We start from the raw sequence: 13,545 nt of genomic DNA on the forward strand, positions 1-13,545 counted from the left end.
TGCGGCTAGCCCCCCTTTGACCTGCGGTTATATGGCCGGAGCCTGGAGGGGAATTCCGGAACTGCGCCAGAGGTGCTCAGTCCAGGTCGTGGACGAGCAGCCAGTCCGGTCCGGTCAGGACGGTCAGCCGCAGCTCCTCGACCATGTGCCGCAGTGCCTTCCTGTCGGCCGGGTGGGCCACAAGGTTGGACGCGGACAGGAGTTCGCAGGGCTCCAGCGTCTTGCTGCTGGTCCCCAGGATGACGTGAGCGCTGTCGCCGACCATGAACAGATCGAGGCGTGCCTGCTCCGACTCCGGGAGTTCGGCCGCCGGCCTCTGGGCGGCAAGGGCCGAGTCGAGGACCCGATAGGTCTCGGGCGGTTCGATGGTCACACCGAAGACGGCGTACACCGAGTGCTCGGACATGAAAACTCCTGGGTCTGCTCGGCGGCGGGCTGCTTCCGTGGGCGACCTTCGGCGGATGCGGGTCAACGGGCGCGCGGATAAAACGTGTTGGGCGCGGGCGGTGCGGAGGCCTGGTTGCCGCACACCTGGCAGGCGTATGCGTCGGCTCCCCGCACCTGGTAGCGGCCCTCGTGGCGCCAGTCGCAGAAGGTCGGAACGGGCATGGGGTCTCGTCCCCCTGTTCTGGACGTGCGGGTGCTGCGCAGCGGGGCGGGGTCAGAGCCTCACGCGGGTGACCTCGCGGGTGGGCAGGTGGACCCGCAGCACGTCCTCGTGGCCGGGCTCGTCCATGGAAGCGAGCCGGGTCAGCGCACGTGACAGCTGTGGATCGGCGAACATCGCATCCGCCAGCTCCGCCTCCTCCACTGGCACGCAGACGACCTGCGTGCTGGTGTGGCGCAGATCCGGTATCTCCTCGGTGCTCGCGAGGGCCGCGACGAACGGGCTCCAGGTGAGGCCCTCTGTCGCCCGGCGTTCCGTCGGTGTGAAGTACGCGGTCATCGGCGCGGGGCCGTCCCCTTCCTGCTCGGCCACGAACGCAGCGACCCGGTCAACCACGATTTGCCGCAGCGCGTCCTCCGCCGCCGCGAGTCCCTCGATGACCAGCGCCTCCACTTGATCCAGGGGAAGGCTGCGGATCGCTTCGCGCAGCAGGGGGCTTGTCGGCTTGGACAGTAGCGCTGCCAGTTCCACAGGCGTCATGAACGATGCCCTTCCGTGTGGTCGATGCGGGGCGGGGCGCCCTCGGTCATGTCTCTATAATAGATGCTTCCTGTGTGGTGTGAACCCCCTCCTGACCTGCACCTTTGCCGTTGCTGACGCGATCCTCATCCTGAGACGGCGGTCCTCAACGAACCCCGCGCCTCAGCAGGTTCGTCCCCGGGCACGGGGACCGGCACGGGCAGCACGGTGCCCGGCTCGCCCTTCCTGATCCGTCCGCAGCTCTTGAGCCGTCCGGCGTCCCCGCGGACGTGGGCCTCCCGTCGTCGGGCAGGATCAGCACGGCCGCGATCTTGTTGCTGCTGCGGGTGGCGCCGACGACGATGCCGCGTCGCTCGGTGCCGGTGTCCGGGCAGGTCCAGGCCACCCAGGTCGAGATGTTGAAGGGCGTCTGACTGGGGTGCGGGACGCGGTCCGCGGCCATCTGGCGGCGCAGCTTCGCCAGCAGACTGGGCCCGGCCTTGATCTTCGTGACGTCCACGACGGTGCCGCGGCCGTTGACGGCCCGGCGGAACCGGTCCTCGGCGAGGACCTGGTCACGGGTGGCGGCCAGTGCGCCGGCCCACTCGGTGCGCACGGCGGCGCTGTCGGACCCGGTCAGCACGACGCGGGTGCGGTAGCGGCCCTGGGTGAGGCTGATGCGGTGGTCCTGCACATCCCACTGCAACGGGACCCCGGCCGTGGCGAGTTGCCGGTACGCCCACCGTTTCAGGCGGCTGACCGCCCGGTCGGAGGCCTCCCGGAACCGGTAGGTCTGGGTGTAGTTGAACGGGTCCTTCGGGTCGGGGACGCTGGTGATCCACTGGGCGGCGCGCTGGACGTGCCGGTCCCAGTCGCCGGGGAAGCCCTCGGTCCATGCGGCCTCCCGGCTGGTCTCGGGCCGTTCGGTGACGCTGCCGTCCTCTCCGATCCACGCGGACAGGACCAGCACGGTGACGGGCGTGCGGCGCAGCTCCCACTTGGTGCCGTGGAACTCCGGGGCCTGGGGGGTGATGCGGACGCGGTCCCAGTCGGCCGACAGGGAGATCGAGCCGCTCCACCCTGCGGGGTCATGGCAGGCCGCCCACGCCTCGCCGGGGTCGACGTCGACCCAGGGCGCGCGGCTGACCGTGCAGTCGCGGCTCCGGCACACGGTGAACTCGGCGCGCAGTTCGGCAACCAGCGGATCATCGGGGCTGATGACCCTCCACGCATGCATGACGGACTCCCCTCGGACGTACGCAGACACGACGGATGGGCCTCGGCGCCTGGTGGGCGCGGCGGTGGGCGGGTGCGGCGGGCGCCCGGGGGCGGTGCAGGCCGCCGGTTACGCGTGCGGCGGTCGGTCGGCTGTGGGCGGCTGGCCGGTGGCGTCGAGCCGGTGCCGCTCGGCCATCGCGCGGGCGCCGAGTTGGGAGGGTGAGGTCGTGGTCCAGCCGCAGGAGCACGACGACGTGGTGGAGCCGTCGTACAGCTGGTTGCCCTTGCGTTCGCGGCCGTTGCCGGTGTTTCCGGGGCGGTCGTAGGGACGTGACCAGCCGCTCGGCTCGCCGGTGCGGGTCATGTGCTGAGCCTCGGGCGCGCACAGCAGGCGCAAGCCGGCATCCGCCACGGCGGCCACCTGGAACTGGTCCCACTGCGAACCTTCCAGCTGTCCGGCCAAGACGGGGCCGGTGGTGCTGCGCAGCTCGAGGCGGCCGGTGGGCCAGACGCGGGCGGCGGCGCCGGGGATGCTCCAGCCGACCGATCCGTCCCGCAGGCGCGGGATGCCGAGGCGGTGGTCGGGCGTCATCTCCGCAAGCAGCCGCACCGACCCCGTAGGCACAGACGGGTGGCGGTAGTCGGCCGATTCCGGGGCGGCCTGGGCGATGGCGGCCAGCCACGTCGGGGCGAGTGGGTAGGCGTCGGGGTGGAAGGTGAGCAGGGCGGCGCGGTCCCGGCCGGTGCCGGACCGTACGGCGGCCCGGATGAAGTCGCTGTGCTGGGCGTAGCGGCGGACGACAACACGCCCGCGGCCGGTGGCGAACCAGGTGCCTTCGCGGTCGGCGAGTCCGGACAGATCCGCGGCGGCGAGCAGGGGCATGAGGTCGGACACGACGGGGACCTTTCGGGCGCAGCTCAGGTGCGGGCGGGACACACCTGGGCGGAGTGCCAGGTGAACGTGCGACCGGAGAGCATTCCGTGCGCGGGGCAACCCGGAGAAAGCACGTAGCCACGGCACGGGAGCGGGGTGCAGATACAGCTGGGGTGCGGGTCCAGGTGGAGGTGCTCGCTGGGCTCGGGCTCGGGGAACACGGTCTCTCCTTGGGTACGGCGGGCGGCGGGGTGTTTTCCCTGCCCGGCCGGGTCAGGGGGCGGTGTGCTTGCGCAGCTCGGCGAGCGCCACGAGGTGCGCTGTCTCGACTGGCGGTCCGGGCCGTCGCCGGGCTGGGCCCGCGCGGCCGGGAGGAGCTCGGCGACGTCGCGGGCGAGGGACGCCAGTGCGGCGGGGGTGGTCCGATCCACGAGTGAGGCGCCGGCGGGACCGGCGCACCGTGGACGGTTCAAACTCAGGCGGTGGGCGGGGCGCCGGGGCTGCGCTCCTCGCGGCGTTCGGCGTCCCGTTGTGCGTCTTGGGCGGTGTATCCGCTGTCGCAGTGCGGTCGGCAGTACTGCCCGGCGGGGGCGTGGCAGGACTCGCACGGCTCCTGGAAGTCCACGGAGGGGAGCCACGGGCGGGGCTGGCTGTTCGGGGTCGCGCTCATGCGGTTCTCCTGCGGAGTAGGGGCTGGGCGCGGCTGGGTTGACGGCCGACCAGCCTGCGCACGGGCGGACGTTGGCGGCAGGGAGGTCAGAAGGTGCAGATTCCGGCGCGGGCGCGGCGGCATGAGGGCGCGATGGACGCGCAACCCCGGACGCGAAGGTCGCCGGTGTGCCTGTACTCCCGCCACTGGCGGGTGTCGGGGTCCCATCCGCTCTCCCCGACGATGAACCCGTAGAAGGTGCCGCCGTCGAACTTCCGGTACTGGCCAAGGCCCCAGGCGTGGACGTCCTCGCGGGCTACGGGAGAGGCGAGCAGGGCCTCGAAGATGGTGCGGACGGTAGTGGCGGCCCAGGAGTCTGCCGGGTGCGGGTCGGACTCGAAGAAACTGCCGCGCGCCTCGGGGTCGATGCCCTTGAGTGCGGCGAGGGCCAGCGGGCGGGCGACGTCATCGGGGATGACGGCGTACAGGCGGCCCGCGTGGTCTGTCGTGACCGTGACGTCGTCGGTCGTGAGCGTGGGGGCGGTCGTCGCGATCACGGGGTCCCTCCGGTTCATGTGGCGTGTGGTTGCGCACGTCGGTCTGCTCGGTGGTGCCGGGCCCGGCGGCAGGAAGCGAGTCGATGCGCCGTGGCGCGGTCGCTGTCCTGCTGCCGGGCGGTCTGCGGGTCAGATGACGGCGATGGTGGGGTCTGCTTCCAGCACGCCGAGGGCAGCGCGGACGGCGGCACGGGTCTCGTCGCTGGGGCGGGAGTAGGGGAACTTCAAGGCGCGCACGGCGGCGTCGAGTTCGTCGTCGCTCAGCCCGTCGAGCCGCTTGTCGCTGCGGTAGAGGGCAAGGGCCGTGGCGGTGGCCACGCGGCCCCGGTTGTAGGTGACGGCCTGATCCTTCGTGAGGTCGGGGCCGAAAGCGTCTCGGGCCGTGGGCGGCATGGGGGGCGCGCCCGTGGGAAGCGGGCGGGCGGTCAAGCGGATCAGGGGAGGGATGAGGATGCGCAGCAGCGATTCCAGCACGGCGTCTCCTGGGTCTGGCCGGGGGCCGCACGGAGCGGCGGCCCTTCCTTCTATCTCCATAATAGATGGATCTGGATAGGTGTGAACCCCCCTCTGAACTGCGACGTCTAGCCCCCTGCACGCCGCTGGGCGGGCGCGCTGCCTACTCGGCAGCGGGGGCGTCGCGGATGTACGCGGCCGCCATGCGTGCTGACAGGACGTCGCTGCGGTGGAACGGGTCGGTGCAGGCGGCCTGCCACAGGCTTGCCGGGCGTGAGGGAGTGATCTGGTTGCTGGTGGCAGGGTCGATGGTCCAGCGGCGGCCGTGCGGGTCGGTGACGGTGTAGGTGAGCAGCTCGGGGCGGTCCTGGTTGCCGTTGTCCTGCCAGGTGAGGCCGGCGGCGCTGAGGGCGCTGCCCAGCTGGGTGCAGCGCGCGGGGGTGATGTGGGCGAACGTGGCCACGGTGTCGTGCTCCTTCGTCCGGCGGTCGGGTACTGCTGGCAGCTGCGGCGCGCTACGTGCGGCGGTACAGGACCTTCCTGCGGGCGCGGCGGGCTGCGGTGGTACGCCGTTCGCGCTGCCGTTTCAGGTCCTGGCTGATCTGCTCGCCCGTCTCCGCCGCCTCGCGTCGTGCGGCCTCCTCGGCGCTGGCCGCGTAGACGATCTCGACGCTGCCGCCTTCGTCGCGGGAGTCCCGGCGGATCTCCTCGCAGGCGTCGTCCGGCTCTTCCGGTTTCTCGGGTGCTGCTTGGACCTGCCAGACCGTGAGGTCGGGTCCGGGCCGCTGTCCGATGACGAAGAAGGAGCGTCCGTCGGGCACTGCGTCCTCCTGGTCGCGCACGGCGCGGTCTTGGCGGGATGTCGGGTTCCGGTGCGAGAGGGGGCGGGGGAGGGGGGTGGCAGCCGCCGCCCCCCTCTCGCACTATCCATAATAGATTAATCAGAGTGGGTGTAAGCCCGCCCTTGACCTGCGCGCACCCTTCCCGCAGCGCCGGTTACCCCTACCGGAACTTGGGGCCGAGATCGGCGACCAGCACGGAGGCGTTGTCGGCGTAGCTCGCTCCGAGCAGGGCGGCGCCTACGAACGTCCTGGAGGCGTCCCTGGGGTTCCCCCTCAGGTAGTGCTCGAAGTTGCGGCCGGAGTCCTCCAGGGGCTCGTACGCGCCGTCACTGGCGAGCAGCAGGCGGTAGGAGTCCGCGGGGGCGGTGGCGGACTCGATCGCCGCGTGATTGTACTGCTGCCTGCGCTCGTCGTCGGACTCGGTGGCTCCCAGGTAGGACGTCACCACGTTGCGACTGCGGTTGAAGACGCGTCGCATGTTGTGGTCGGCGGTGAGGCGCTGGATGCCGCCGGGGGTGAGGGTGTAGGCGCGGACGTCGCCGCACCATGCGACGGTGAGCGGCTCGCCGGGAACGGCGACGGCGACGGCCGCGCACGCCTTAGGCAGGTCCGCGAACGGACTCTTGCGCTCGGGCTCGGCGGCGTACCGGTCGTACTCGGCGCGCAGGCCGGCGTCCGCGCCGCCGCTCCGCGCGGCGGCCCGGGCGATACGGCGGGCGGCGGTGCGGGTCCACGCCTGGACCTCGTCGCTGGAGCCGATCCCGTCGCACAGCACGTACGCACGGATCCCGTCGTGGGTGTGGGTGGCGGTGGCGTCGCACTGGTGTGAACGGTCGCCGATCAGCTGCGCGGACGCGTGGGCCATGGATGCTCTCCTGGAGGATGGGCGGGGCGCCTTCTGCGGCGCCTGCCGGACGTGTGGGCGAACTGGTCTCATGAGTGGTACGCGGCGGGCAGGGGCGGGGCGGACATCACGCGACGGCGAGCAGCGCGCCCCCGTCCGTCTCCCACGCTGCGACCGTCGCCGGGTCGGGCACGGCGGTGCGGGGCTCGGCAGGACTGGCAGGCTCGACCTGCACGCGCGATATGACGTCGCCGGGCCGGTAGGACCACTCACCCGCGACCCGGTACCCGAACCGGGAGATCAGGTCGGCGACCCGGTCCAGGGGGATGGCCTCGAAGCTGAGGTAGTGGCAACCGTCCTCGTCCCAGACCGTGAAACGCTCCCACGGCCTTCCGCGGTGCGGCTGCAAGCATCCGCACTCCAGCCGCAGTCCGGCCCCGTCCATGCGGCTGAACGACAGGATGGCGGAGGTGGCAGTCATGGTGCAGGTCAGTGACCGCTCCCACATCTCATACGCGCCGTCGAACACCCCGAGCGTCAATATCTCGGACGCGATGACCCAGCGGGCGAACTCGGCCCCCTCCGCCGGGGTGCTCCCCTGACTCACCGCGTAGGCCGTGAGGTCCTCAAGGTGGGCGGCGTTGGACGTGAGGTAGTTCTCGGGCAGTACCGACAGGATCGGTTCGCTGCCGGGGGCCACTTGGTCGCCCTCGGTGACCAGCAGGCAGTCCGCACCGACGTAGTTGCGCCCGACGAACGTCGACGGGTACAGGGTCACGGGGCAGGCGGCTTTGGTCCACTGGCTCAGCAGCACGGGAGTGGTTCCGGCCGGAGTGGCAGCGATGGACGCTGAGACGGTCTCGGAGGTGACCGGCGACGCGTCCCGGTGCCGGTGGACCGTGAGGTCCGGCGCCTGGGCGGCCTTCTCCTTGGCAGCGGCCAGGTGGGCACGCGCCGTGGCGGCGGCGGTTTCCGGGTCGGCGACCAGGACACGCAGGACACCCCACGCGATGCCCTGAACGGCCCTCTGGCCGTTGCACGTCATCGTGGCACCTGCCCAGCGGTAGCCGCGGGCGCTGGCCTTCCAGGCGCAGCGAAGAGCGATCCGTCCCGCGCCCGTGCGGACGGTGAGCAGCAGGGCGTTGAAACCGGGCTGCGTCTCGACGGTGGCGGTCCAACCGGTCGCCTCGGCCCGGGGGATGAGGCGGGCGAGATTGCGCGGCATCGCCGCCGCTGCGCCCTCCTCCGCCGTCTGCTTCGGGGCGGGGCTGGCTGCGGCGGGAGCGGTGGCGGCGTGCTGGGCGCTGGCGGGTGCCGTCGTGGTGTCCATGCGGTCCTGTCTCCTGCTCGCTCGGTGGGTGCTGCGGAGGGGTGCTCTGCCGTCCCGCGCCCGCAGAAGGGGGGTGCGGGCGCCGGACGGCAGTCGTCGGCCAGTGGCGGGCTGGCCGGGTTGGCCGCGTGCGCACTCGGGGGTGCGACGTGCGGCAGGGGCGGGGAGGCGGTCCGCCCGGGTGCGAGAGGGGGCGGTGCGGGGGGACATCACCCCCTCTCGCACTATCTATAATAGATGAATTGGGGAGGGTGTAAACCCCTCTCTGACCTGCTCACTTACGGGCATCCGCCCTGCGCTGTGGTCAGGGCAGGGCGGTTGGCCTGGTGGCCAACGCTGTTGGCGGGGGCGCGTCGTGATCCCGGTGGTCGGAAACGACCACGTATCCGCCCGGCGTGGTGTCGAGCCGTAGCCCGTCCGGGCCCCAGTCCTCGGTCACGTGCGGGGGGAGGCGCTCGATGTCGTCGGCCTCGACCTGGACGGCATAGCCGGTCACGTCATGGCCGAAGCGCTGTCGCCAGTGCAGGAGGATGGGAAAGAGCTGTCCACAGTCGTCGACCAGGGCGGTGGCGCGGGCCTGGCCCGGCGGTGGGCAGTCGGCGTATGTGGGCTCGTCGGGGCGGTTGCGCTCTCCGAGCGTCATGAGCCATCGCAGCTGCATGTGGTCTCCATCCGTCCGGTGGCGCGCCGGATGCTGCCGGCGCTGTCTGGGAAGCGGCTTCCGCCTGGGCGCGGTTGCGGGCGAGCTGGTGCTCGCCGGCGCACGCCGTGCGGGGCTCGCCCCGCACGGCCCGGCTCGCTGGGCGGGCCGCACGGGGGCGGGCGGGGTCAGTAGCTGCGCATGGCTGCTCCTCGATGCGGTGACGGTGGCAGTGGTGCGATGGATGGTTGGGGTCTCCCCGCGCCCGACGAAGGGGAGAGGCGGGCGCGGGGAGACTCGGGGGCGGCCAGTGGCGTGCTGGCCCTGGGGCCGTGCGCCTTCCTCTCAGGGGGAGGTCGGGGAAGGCGCACGGTGCTGGTGGGCGGCTACGCCTGCGGGACGTGGGTCCAGCAGGTATGGCCGGTGCCGTCGGCCCGCGAGCGGGGCCACAGGCGGGACAGATCGTGTTCGGATGCCGGGTAGGCGCATTCACCGCACGGCGGGCCCCAGTCGGCGGGCTCGTCGGCCACCTCGGCGGTGTAGATCTCCGGGGTGCTCCAGGGGAAGCCTCCGGGGTCGAACCGGACGGAGGTGTCCGGCATGAGGTGGGCCCACCCTGCGGGCCACCCCACAACGGGTTTGCGGCGGCATCGCGCGATGGCGTCGCGCACGGCGCTGCCTCGCCATAGCTGGCTGACGCCGGATGGCCCGGTGACGCGGTAGGCGGGCGCGGTGACTTGCTCGTCCGGCCGGTTGATCAGGACCCCGGATGCCCGGTCGGGGGTGAAGGTGGCGCTGGAGTGGTTGCGGGTCTGGCGGTAGCGGATGACTCCGTCTTCCGTCATGGTCGCTTCGCTCAACCGCCAGAAGTTGAGGTTGCCGCGTAGGAACCGGTCCAGTCCCTCGCCGTTGGTCCAGCGGCCGAACTCCGCGGTGCGGGCCGGGTAGTCGCCTGCACGGCCCGCGTGCTGCTCGTAGCGGGCGTGGATGTCGGCGGCGTTCATGTGGAGGTAGGGGCCTTCGATCCCCCAGTCAGGGATGCGGTAGGCGATGATCCGCGTTCCGGGGAGCGGCTGGCGGGCCGGGACGTCGGCGGGTACATCCGTCATCGGGCACCGTCCACGGGCGGGGGCTGGTGATGGATCAGAATCCCGTTGAGGCTCACCCTGAGCCCGGACTGTCCGCACGGGCAGGCGGCCGTGTAGCGGTTTGTAGTCCGCGGTGTCCACCTTCCCAGGTCGTCCCACTTGTTCTTGCGGAGACTGCCGGGGGCCGGGGCCCGGTTGGTGCAGTAACCGTCGTCTGCGACGGGCGGGATGTCAGCCACGGGTGCTCTCCTCATCCATGCCGGTCGGCTCCGGGAGGGTGGGGGCGGTGTAGACGTCGCGGTCCTCGGCTTCGGTGCCGGGGCAGGGGATGAGGGCGACTTCGAGGGATGCGGTGTCCATGGGGTGCAGCCACCCGTCCCGGACGACCCACCCGCAGACGCGCGGGCACGGCTCGGTGATCGTGGTGGCTATGAGGGTCGCGCCGGTGACGGTGCTGCCTTCCAGCGCGAACACGAGATACACGGCGAGCGTGTAGTAGTCGTCATCGCCGAGAATGCCGCTGAGCTGGACGTCCGCACCAGGCGGGAACTCGACGCCGTGACACAGGGGGAGGTCGTCGGTCCGCAGCAACGCGATATCGAGCGTGTGTTCACCGGGCCCGAGTGCGTGGAACACGGCGGCCAGCACGGACAAAGTGCGCTCCATGGCGGCGTTCAGGGCGGCATCGTCCGGGCGGATGATTCCGGGGTGCGCGGGCATGGGGGATCGCTCCTTGGCGAGAGGTGAGCAACAAAAGGCCGGCGGGGAGGGCGGTGGGGCGGTGGGCGGTACAGCGCGCGCCGCGCCCGGTCACCGCAAGAGGCTTCTTAGGCGCGCGGTCTGCTCCGCAGCCGCGGTGCGCTGCCGCTACGCGGCAGGGGGCCAGGGGCCGGCGCGCTCCGCGCTCCGTCGGGAGGCGGCGCGCGCCGCGCTTGGGCGGCGGGGGCCCGTGCGGGCCGGGTGTCGGGGGCACCCGGCCCGCACGGGGTTCGTGCCGCCTAGACCGTGGTGAGGGTGAAAGCCTTCTCCATCAGGTCATCGGCGGTGCCGGTGATGATGCGCTCGGCGCGGGCGCGGCGCTTGTCGGCGTCGGTCTTGCCCCGGGTCGGCGCCTCGTGGTTCACGTACTCCGTGAGCGCGTTGTATCCGGCCCACCGGGTGCCCCGGATTCCGGCCTGGGTGTCGGCCTGCTCGAACAGGTAGCTGATCTGTCCCCATCGGCGCTCGGTGTTGGTGCGCTTCGGCTTGCTGTCGTTCGGGGCCACGGGCCAGATGGCGTCGACGACGGTCCGGAGTTCCGCGAGCGTCATCTCAGCCTCGACCATGCGCTGTGCGGCCTTCTCGAACTCCTCGGCGTACTTGAACGTGAGGCCGAGCGCGGTACGGGCCTGCGCAATGCGGGCCTTTGCTCCGGCCGTGTGCCGCACGGTGAAGCTGGAGCGGGCGCACGCGATGGCGGCGCGCTGGGTGTTGGCGCACACCACCCGGATCGGCGTGGTGACGATACGGAACGCGGCCGATCCGTCGTGGCTGTTGAACGCCGCAATGTACAGGTCCGTCGCGTCCGTCCCGTTGATGACCATGGATTGCGGCATCTTCATGGTCAGGAACACCTGACGGCCGTTCTTGAGCGATCCCGCCGTCTCGAAGTGCGCGCCGGACTCGTCGGCGAGCAAGTTGAGGAACTCGGCGTGTTCCTCGTTCTGAACGGGGTGGTAGTCGCTGCCCACAACCCCCAGGGTCTCCGTGCGGTGGGTCTTGGGGTTGGTGCGGACCGACGCGTAGTGGTCGGCCACCTCCACGCGAGAGGCGCCGTCCTCGGTGATCTCCGTTGCTCCCAGCTCCAGGAGACGCACGTTCCAGTCAGCCAGATAGGCCTTCTCCATGGCCTCTTCGGCGGTGAGGGCCCCGGCCGTCACGGTCCCGAGTCCGTGCCACGCGCTCTCGCGGGCGGACACGAACGCTGCGGTGCCGTCGTTGAACTTCTCGATCATGTGTGCCATCGCTGCGGTTCCCCTTCGTTGCTGTTGCTTGGGATTCGGGGGGCGGGGCCACCGCCCCCCGACACCACTGATAATAGATGCTTCTTGGTTGCTGTGAACCCTGCCTCTGACCTGCGGCTATGAGTGCGGGTGGAACTCCGAGTAGGCGGTTACGCTCTGATGCCTGACCCTCGTGACTGCCGGAACGGCTGCGCCGTCCAACTCCCTGCCCAAGTCGTACCGGACTTCGGCGGGGTAGCCAATCCGGCTGCGAGTGATGTGCATACCCACCACCCAGTAGTCACCGTGCAAGTGACTGAGGCTGCCGTGATAGCTGACCCTCTGCCACAGGGCGGGGCTGTTCTGCGGCAGACGGCGCGCGGTCTCCAGCGCCAACCTGTCCGATACGGCTTCGGCCATAAGCTCCGTGAAGGCTGCCGTGACGGTGCCGCTGTCGACGGGTACGCCGTACAGCGCCGGACCCGTGACCCCGGTCCGTACACCCATCGCCCAACCCAGCAGAAAGAAGGGTCGGATGAGTTCGAAGCGCCGCGCGGGCACCCGGTACGACTGACCGTCTCGGCGGCTCCGTACCAACTCCTTGAGCGCGTGAACCGCTGCGTCCAACTCCTGATCGGAAAGAGGCGCGCTCTCCGTTGACTGCCCTACTTGGGTCTCGTCCATTTCCGCTCTCCCTGTCGTGAATTCCTGTGTGTTCGGGGACCGGGGCGCCCGATGGCGGGCGCCCCGGTGGGTGCGGCGACTATCCGAGGAATCCGCGAGTCCGAAGGTATTCGTACGTGTTGAGCGCGATACCGCTCGGGTTGTAGAGCTGGGGAATCTGGTGAATCACCTTGCCGGTCTTCCCGCTCTTGTCCGGCTCGTCGTACTCGTGAACCAAACGGTACGAGCCACCGGCCCGGGGGATTTCCAGAACGACCGGTCCCGCCTTCGTGTTGAAGCGAATCCCGGTGTAAAGGGAATCCTGGTTGTGGACGATGTCCGCCCCGATCCGCTGGCAGGCAAGAGGCAGCAGATTTGCAATGGTGCGGGCCTGGATGGCAATGGGCGTCATGGGGGCATCAATTCCGCCGTGGAGGCGCGAGACCTTGCCGCCCTCGATCTTGATTTCCACTGTTTCCCCTTCGTTGTCCTGCTTGGTGACGGTGCCGGGGCTCGCCTTGCCCCGACTCCTTAATAATAGATGCTTAGGCGTGTGATTGGAACCCCGTTGTTGCTCTTGTTGCTGCGTTAGTTGCTGCGTTGGCTGTTGCGCCTGCTGCTGTCGCTCCTCTGACGTGCCTGCCGAACGGGCCTGCACAGAGGGGGTTTTCGGAGTGGTGGGGGGCCTGACATCCCCTCAGCTCCCCCGTCCCGTTGCGCCCGCCCTTGATTGGCGGGCGGGCGGCAACGGGTCGGGGTCGCTTCGGGGTGGGGGTCTGGGGTGGTGGGGTGTCGTGCGGGTGGGGGTGTGTCAGGCGCTCGTGTAGGGGCGCCTGACGGGCCGGTGGGTGTGTGGGTGCCCGGAGGGCATCACCGCCTCTCTCACGCGCTCCTGACGGTTCCTCACGCCGAGTCGTGTTGACGGGGGTTGGGCCCGGAGGGCTCAACCTTCCCCGGAATTCCGTGATTTAATGGTCCCACGGAATTCCGTGAATTCATTTCTTCCTCGATGGCTGGGAATTCGGAGAATCCCAGCCACCCCACCGGGAGGTGCCCGGAGAGCCCCTCCCGCCCCCGGCACCCATAAACCGGCCTGACACCCCCTCAAAACCCATACCGGAAACCTCAACCCCCCACCTTCACAACGCATTTCGTGCCGGAGGCACGCACGTTTATGAATTCGCCCGGAGGGCTAATTCATAAACGCAATCCGCCGGAGGCGGGGGCAATTCGCGCGGGGACGCGCGAAACGAGCGGAGCGAGTATTCGGCTTCGGAGG

General features: G+C 70.5%; 19 protein-coding genes. All 19 read right to left on the reverse strand.

Annotated features, from left to right (window positions below):
- Positions 1 to 76: 76 nt before the first annotated feature.
- Positions 77 to 406, reverse strand: coding sequence for a hypothetical protein (locus OHB41_RS50095; protein WP_266709158.1), 330 nt, complete (start codon positions 404 to 406; stop codon positions 77 to 79).
- Positions 407 to 468: 62 nt separating this feature from the next.
- Positions 469 to 609, reverse strand: a complete 141-nt coding sequence (locus OHB41_RS50100) for a hypothetical protein (RefSeq protein WP_266709160.1) — start codon at positions 607 to 609, stop codon at positions 469 to 471.
- Positions 610 to 661: 52 nt separating this feature from the next.
- Entirely contained in the window at positions 662 to 1,147 is a 486-nt protein-coding gene (locus OHB41_RS50105) for a hypothetical protein (protein ID WP_266709162.1), read from the reverse strand.
- Positions 1,148 to 1,292: 145 nt separating this feature from the next.
- Entirely contained in the window at positions 1,293 to 2,363 is a 1,071-nt protein-coding gene (locus OHB41_RS50110) for a hypothetical protein (protein ID WP_266709164.1), read from the reverse strand.
- 108 nt (positions 2,364 to 2,471) lie between these two features.
- Positions 2,472 to 3,239, reverse strand: coding sequence for a hypothetical protein (locus OHB41_RS50115; protein WP_266709166.1), 768 nt, complete (start codon positions 3,237 to 3,239; stop codon positions 2,472 to 2,474).
- Between the two features lie 454 nt (positions 3,240 to 3,693).
- Positions 3,694 to 3,888: a hypothetical protein gene (locus OHB41_RS50120; protein ID WP_266709168.1), complete on the reverse strand. Its 195-nt coding sequence runs from the start codon at positions 3,886 to 3,888 to the stop codon at positions 3,694 to 3,696.
- A gap of 86 nt (positions 3,889 to 3,974) precedes the next feature.
- Positions 3,975 to 4,424, reverse strand: coding sequence for a hypothetical protein (locus OHB41_RS50125; RefSeq protein ID WP_266709170.1), 450 nt, complete (start codon positions 4,422 to 4,424; stop codon positions 3,975 to 3,977).
- Positions 4,425 to 4,553: 129 nt separating this feature from the next.
- Positions 4,554 to 4,898 (reverse strand): hypothetical protein, encoded by a 345-nt coding sequence (locus OHB41_RS50130; RefSeq protein ID WP_266709172.1) that lies wholly within the window; start codon positions 4,896 to 4,898, stop codon positions 4,554 to 4,556.
- A gap of 142 nt (positions 4,899 to 5,040) precedes the next feature.
- Positions 5,041 to 5,340, reverse strand: coding sequence for a hypothetical protein (locus OHB41_RS50135; RefSeq protein ID WP_266709174.1), 300 nt, complete (start codon positions 5,338 to 5,340; stop codon positions 5,041 to 5,043).
- Between the two features lie 52 nt (positions 5,341 to 5,392).
- Positions 5,393 to 5,698, reverse strand: coding sequence for a hypothetical protein (locus tag OHB41_RS50140; RefSeq protein WP_266709176.1), 306 nt, complete (start codon positions 5,696 to 5,698; stop codon positions 5,393 to 5,395).
- Between the two features lie 181 nt (positions 5,699 to 5,879).
- Positions 5,880 to 6,584 (reverse strand): mucin-2, encoded by a 705-nt coding sequence (locus OHB41_RS50145; RefSeq protein WP_266709178.1) that lies wholly within the window; start codon positions 6,582 to 6,584, stop codon positions 5,880 to 5,882.
- Positions 6,585 to 6,690: 106 nt separating this feature from the next.
- Entirely contained in the window at positions 6,691 to 7,893 is a 1,203-nt protein-coding gene (locus OHB41_RS50150; RefSeq protein ID WP_266709180.1) for a hypothetical protein, read from the reverse strand.
- A gap of 304 nt (positions 7,894 to 8,197) precedes the next feature.
- A complete protein-coding gene (locus OHB41_RS50155; protein WP_266709182.1) occupies positions 8,198 to 8,554 on the reverse strand; it encodes a hypothetical protein in 357 nt (118 codons plus the stop codon).
- 365 nt (positions 8,555 to 8,919) lie between these two features.
- Positions 8,920 to 9,642, reverse strand: a complete 723-nt coding sequence (locus OHB41_RS50160; RefSeq protein ID WP_266709184.1) for a hypothetical protein — start codon at positions 9,640 to 9,642, stop codon at positions 8,920 to 8,922.
- A complete protein-coding gene (locus OHB41_RS50165; RefSeq protein ID WP_266709186.1) occupies positions 9,639 to 9,860 on the reverse strand; it encodes a hypothetical protein in 222 nt (73 codons plus the stop codon). Before OHB41_RS50165 ends, OHB41_RS50160 begins: the two co-directional genes overlap by 4 nt.
- Entirely contained in the window at positions 9,853 to 10,341 is a 489-nt protein-coding gene (locus OHB41_RS50170) for a hypothetical protein (RefSeq protein ID WP_266709188.1), read from the reverse strand. The genes OHB41_RS50165 and OHB41_RS50170 overlap by 8 nt, the downstream gene beginning before the upstream one ends.
- Before the next feature lie 278 nt (positions 10,342 to 10,619).
- On the reverse strand, positions 10,620 to 11,624 hold the full coding sequence (locus OHB41_RS50175) for a DUF932 domain-containing protein (RefSeq protein ID WP_266709190.1): 1,005 nt from the start codon (positions 11,622 to 11,624) through the stop codon (positions 10,620 to 10,622).
- A 117-nt stretch (positions 11,625 to 11,741) separates the two neighbouring features.
- Positions 11,742 to 12,287 (reverse strand): hypothetical protein, encoded by a 546-nt coding sequence (locus OHB41_RS50180; RefSeq protein WP_266709192.1) that lies wholly within the window; start codon positions 12,285 to 12,287, stop codon positions 11,742 to 11,744.
- A gap of 79 nt (positions 12,288 to 12,366) precedes the next feature.
- Positions 12,367 to 12,738 (reverse strand): hypothetical protein, encoded by a 372-nt coding sequence (locus tag OHB41_RS50185; RefSeq protein ID WP_266709194.1) that lies wholly within the window; start codon positions 12,736 to 12,738, stop codon positions 12,367 to 12,369.
- Positions 12,739 to 13,545: the final 807 nt, after the last annotated feature.

Source organism: Streptomyces sp. NBC_01571, assembly GCF_026339875.1.
Classification (GTDB): Bacteria; Actinomycetota; Actinomycetes; order Streptomycetales; family Streptomycetaceae; genus Streptomyces.

Coding starts and splice junctions, on each gene's coding strand:
- OHB41_RS50150 (WP_266709180.1), bottom strand. CDS start 7,893: ATGGACACCACGACGGCACCCGCCAGCGCCCAGCACGCCGCCACCGCT.
- OHB41_RS50120 (WP_266709168.1), bottom strand. CDS start 3,888: ATGAGCGCGACCCCGAACAGCCAGCCCCGCCCGTGGCTCCCCTCCGTG.
- OHB41_RS50145 (WP_266709178.1), bottom strand. CDS start 6,584: ATGGCCCACGCGTCCGCGCAGCTGATCGGCGACCGTTCACACCAGTGC.
- OHB41_RS50095 (WP_266709158.1), bottom strand. CDS start 406: ATGTCCGAGCACTCGGTGTACGCCGTCTTCGGTGTGACCATCGAACCG.
- OHB41_RS50175 (WP_266709190.1), bottom strand. CDS start 11,624: ATGGCACACATGATCGAGAAGTTCAACGACGGCACCGCAGCGTTCGTG.
- OHB41_RS50170 (WP_266709188.1), bottom strand. CDS start 10,341: ATGCCCGCGCACCCCGGAATCATCCGCCCGGACGATGCCGCCCTGAAC.
- OHB41_RS50180 (WP_266709192.1), bottom strand. CDS start 12,287: ATGGACGAGACCCAAGTAGGGCAGTCAACGGAGAGCGCGCCTCTTTCC.
- OHB41_RS50105 (WP_266709162.1), bottom strand. CDS start 1,147: ATGACGCCTGTGGAACTGGCAGCGCTACTGTCCAAGCCGACAAGCCCC.
- OHB41_RS50100 (WP_266709160.1), bottom strand. CDS start 609: ATGCCCGTTCCGACCTTCTGCGACTGGCGCCACGAGGGCCGCTACCAG.
- OHB41_RS50160 (WP_266709184.1), bottom strand. CDS start 9,642: ATGACGGATGTACCCGCCGACGTCCCGGCCCGCCAGCCGCTCCCCGGA.
- OHB41_RS50155 (WP_266709182.1), bottom strand. CDS start 8,554: ATGCAGCTGCGATGGCTCATGACGCTCGGAGAGCGCAACCGCCCCGAC.
- OHB41_RS50110 (WP_266709164.1), bottom strand. CDS start 2,363: ATGCATGCGTGGAGGGTCATCAGCCCCGATGATCCGCTGGTTGCCGAA.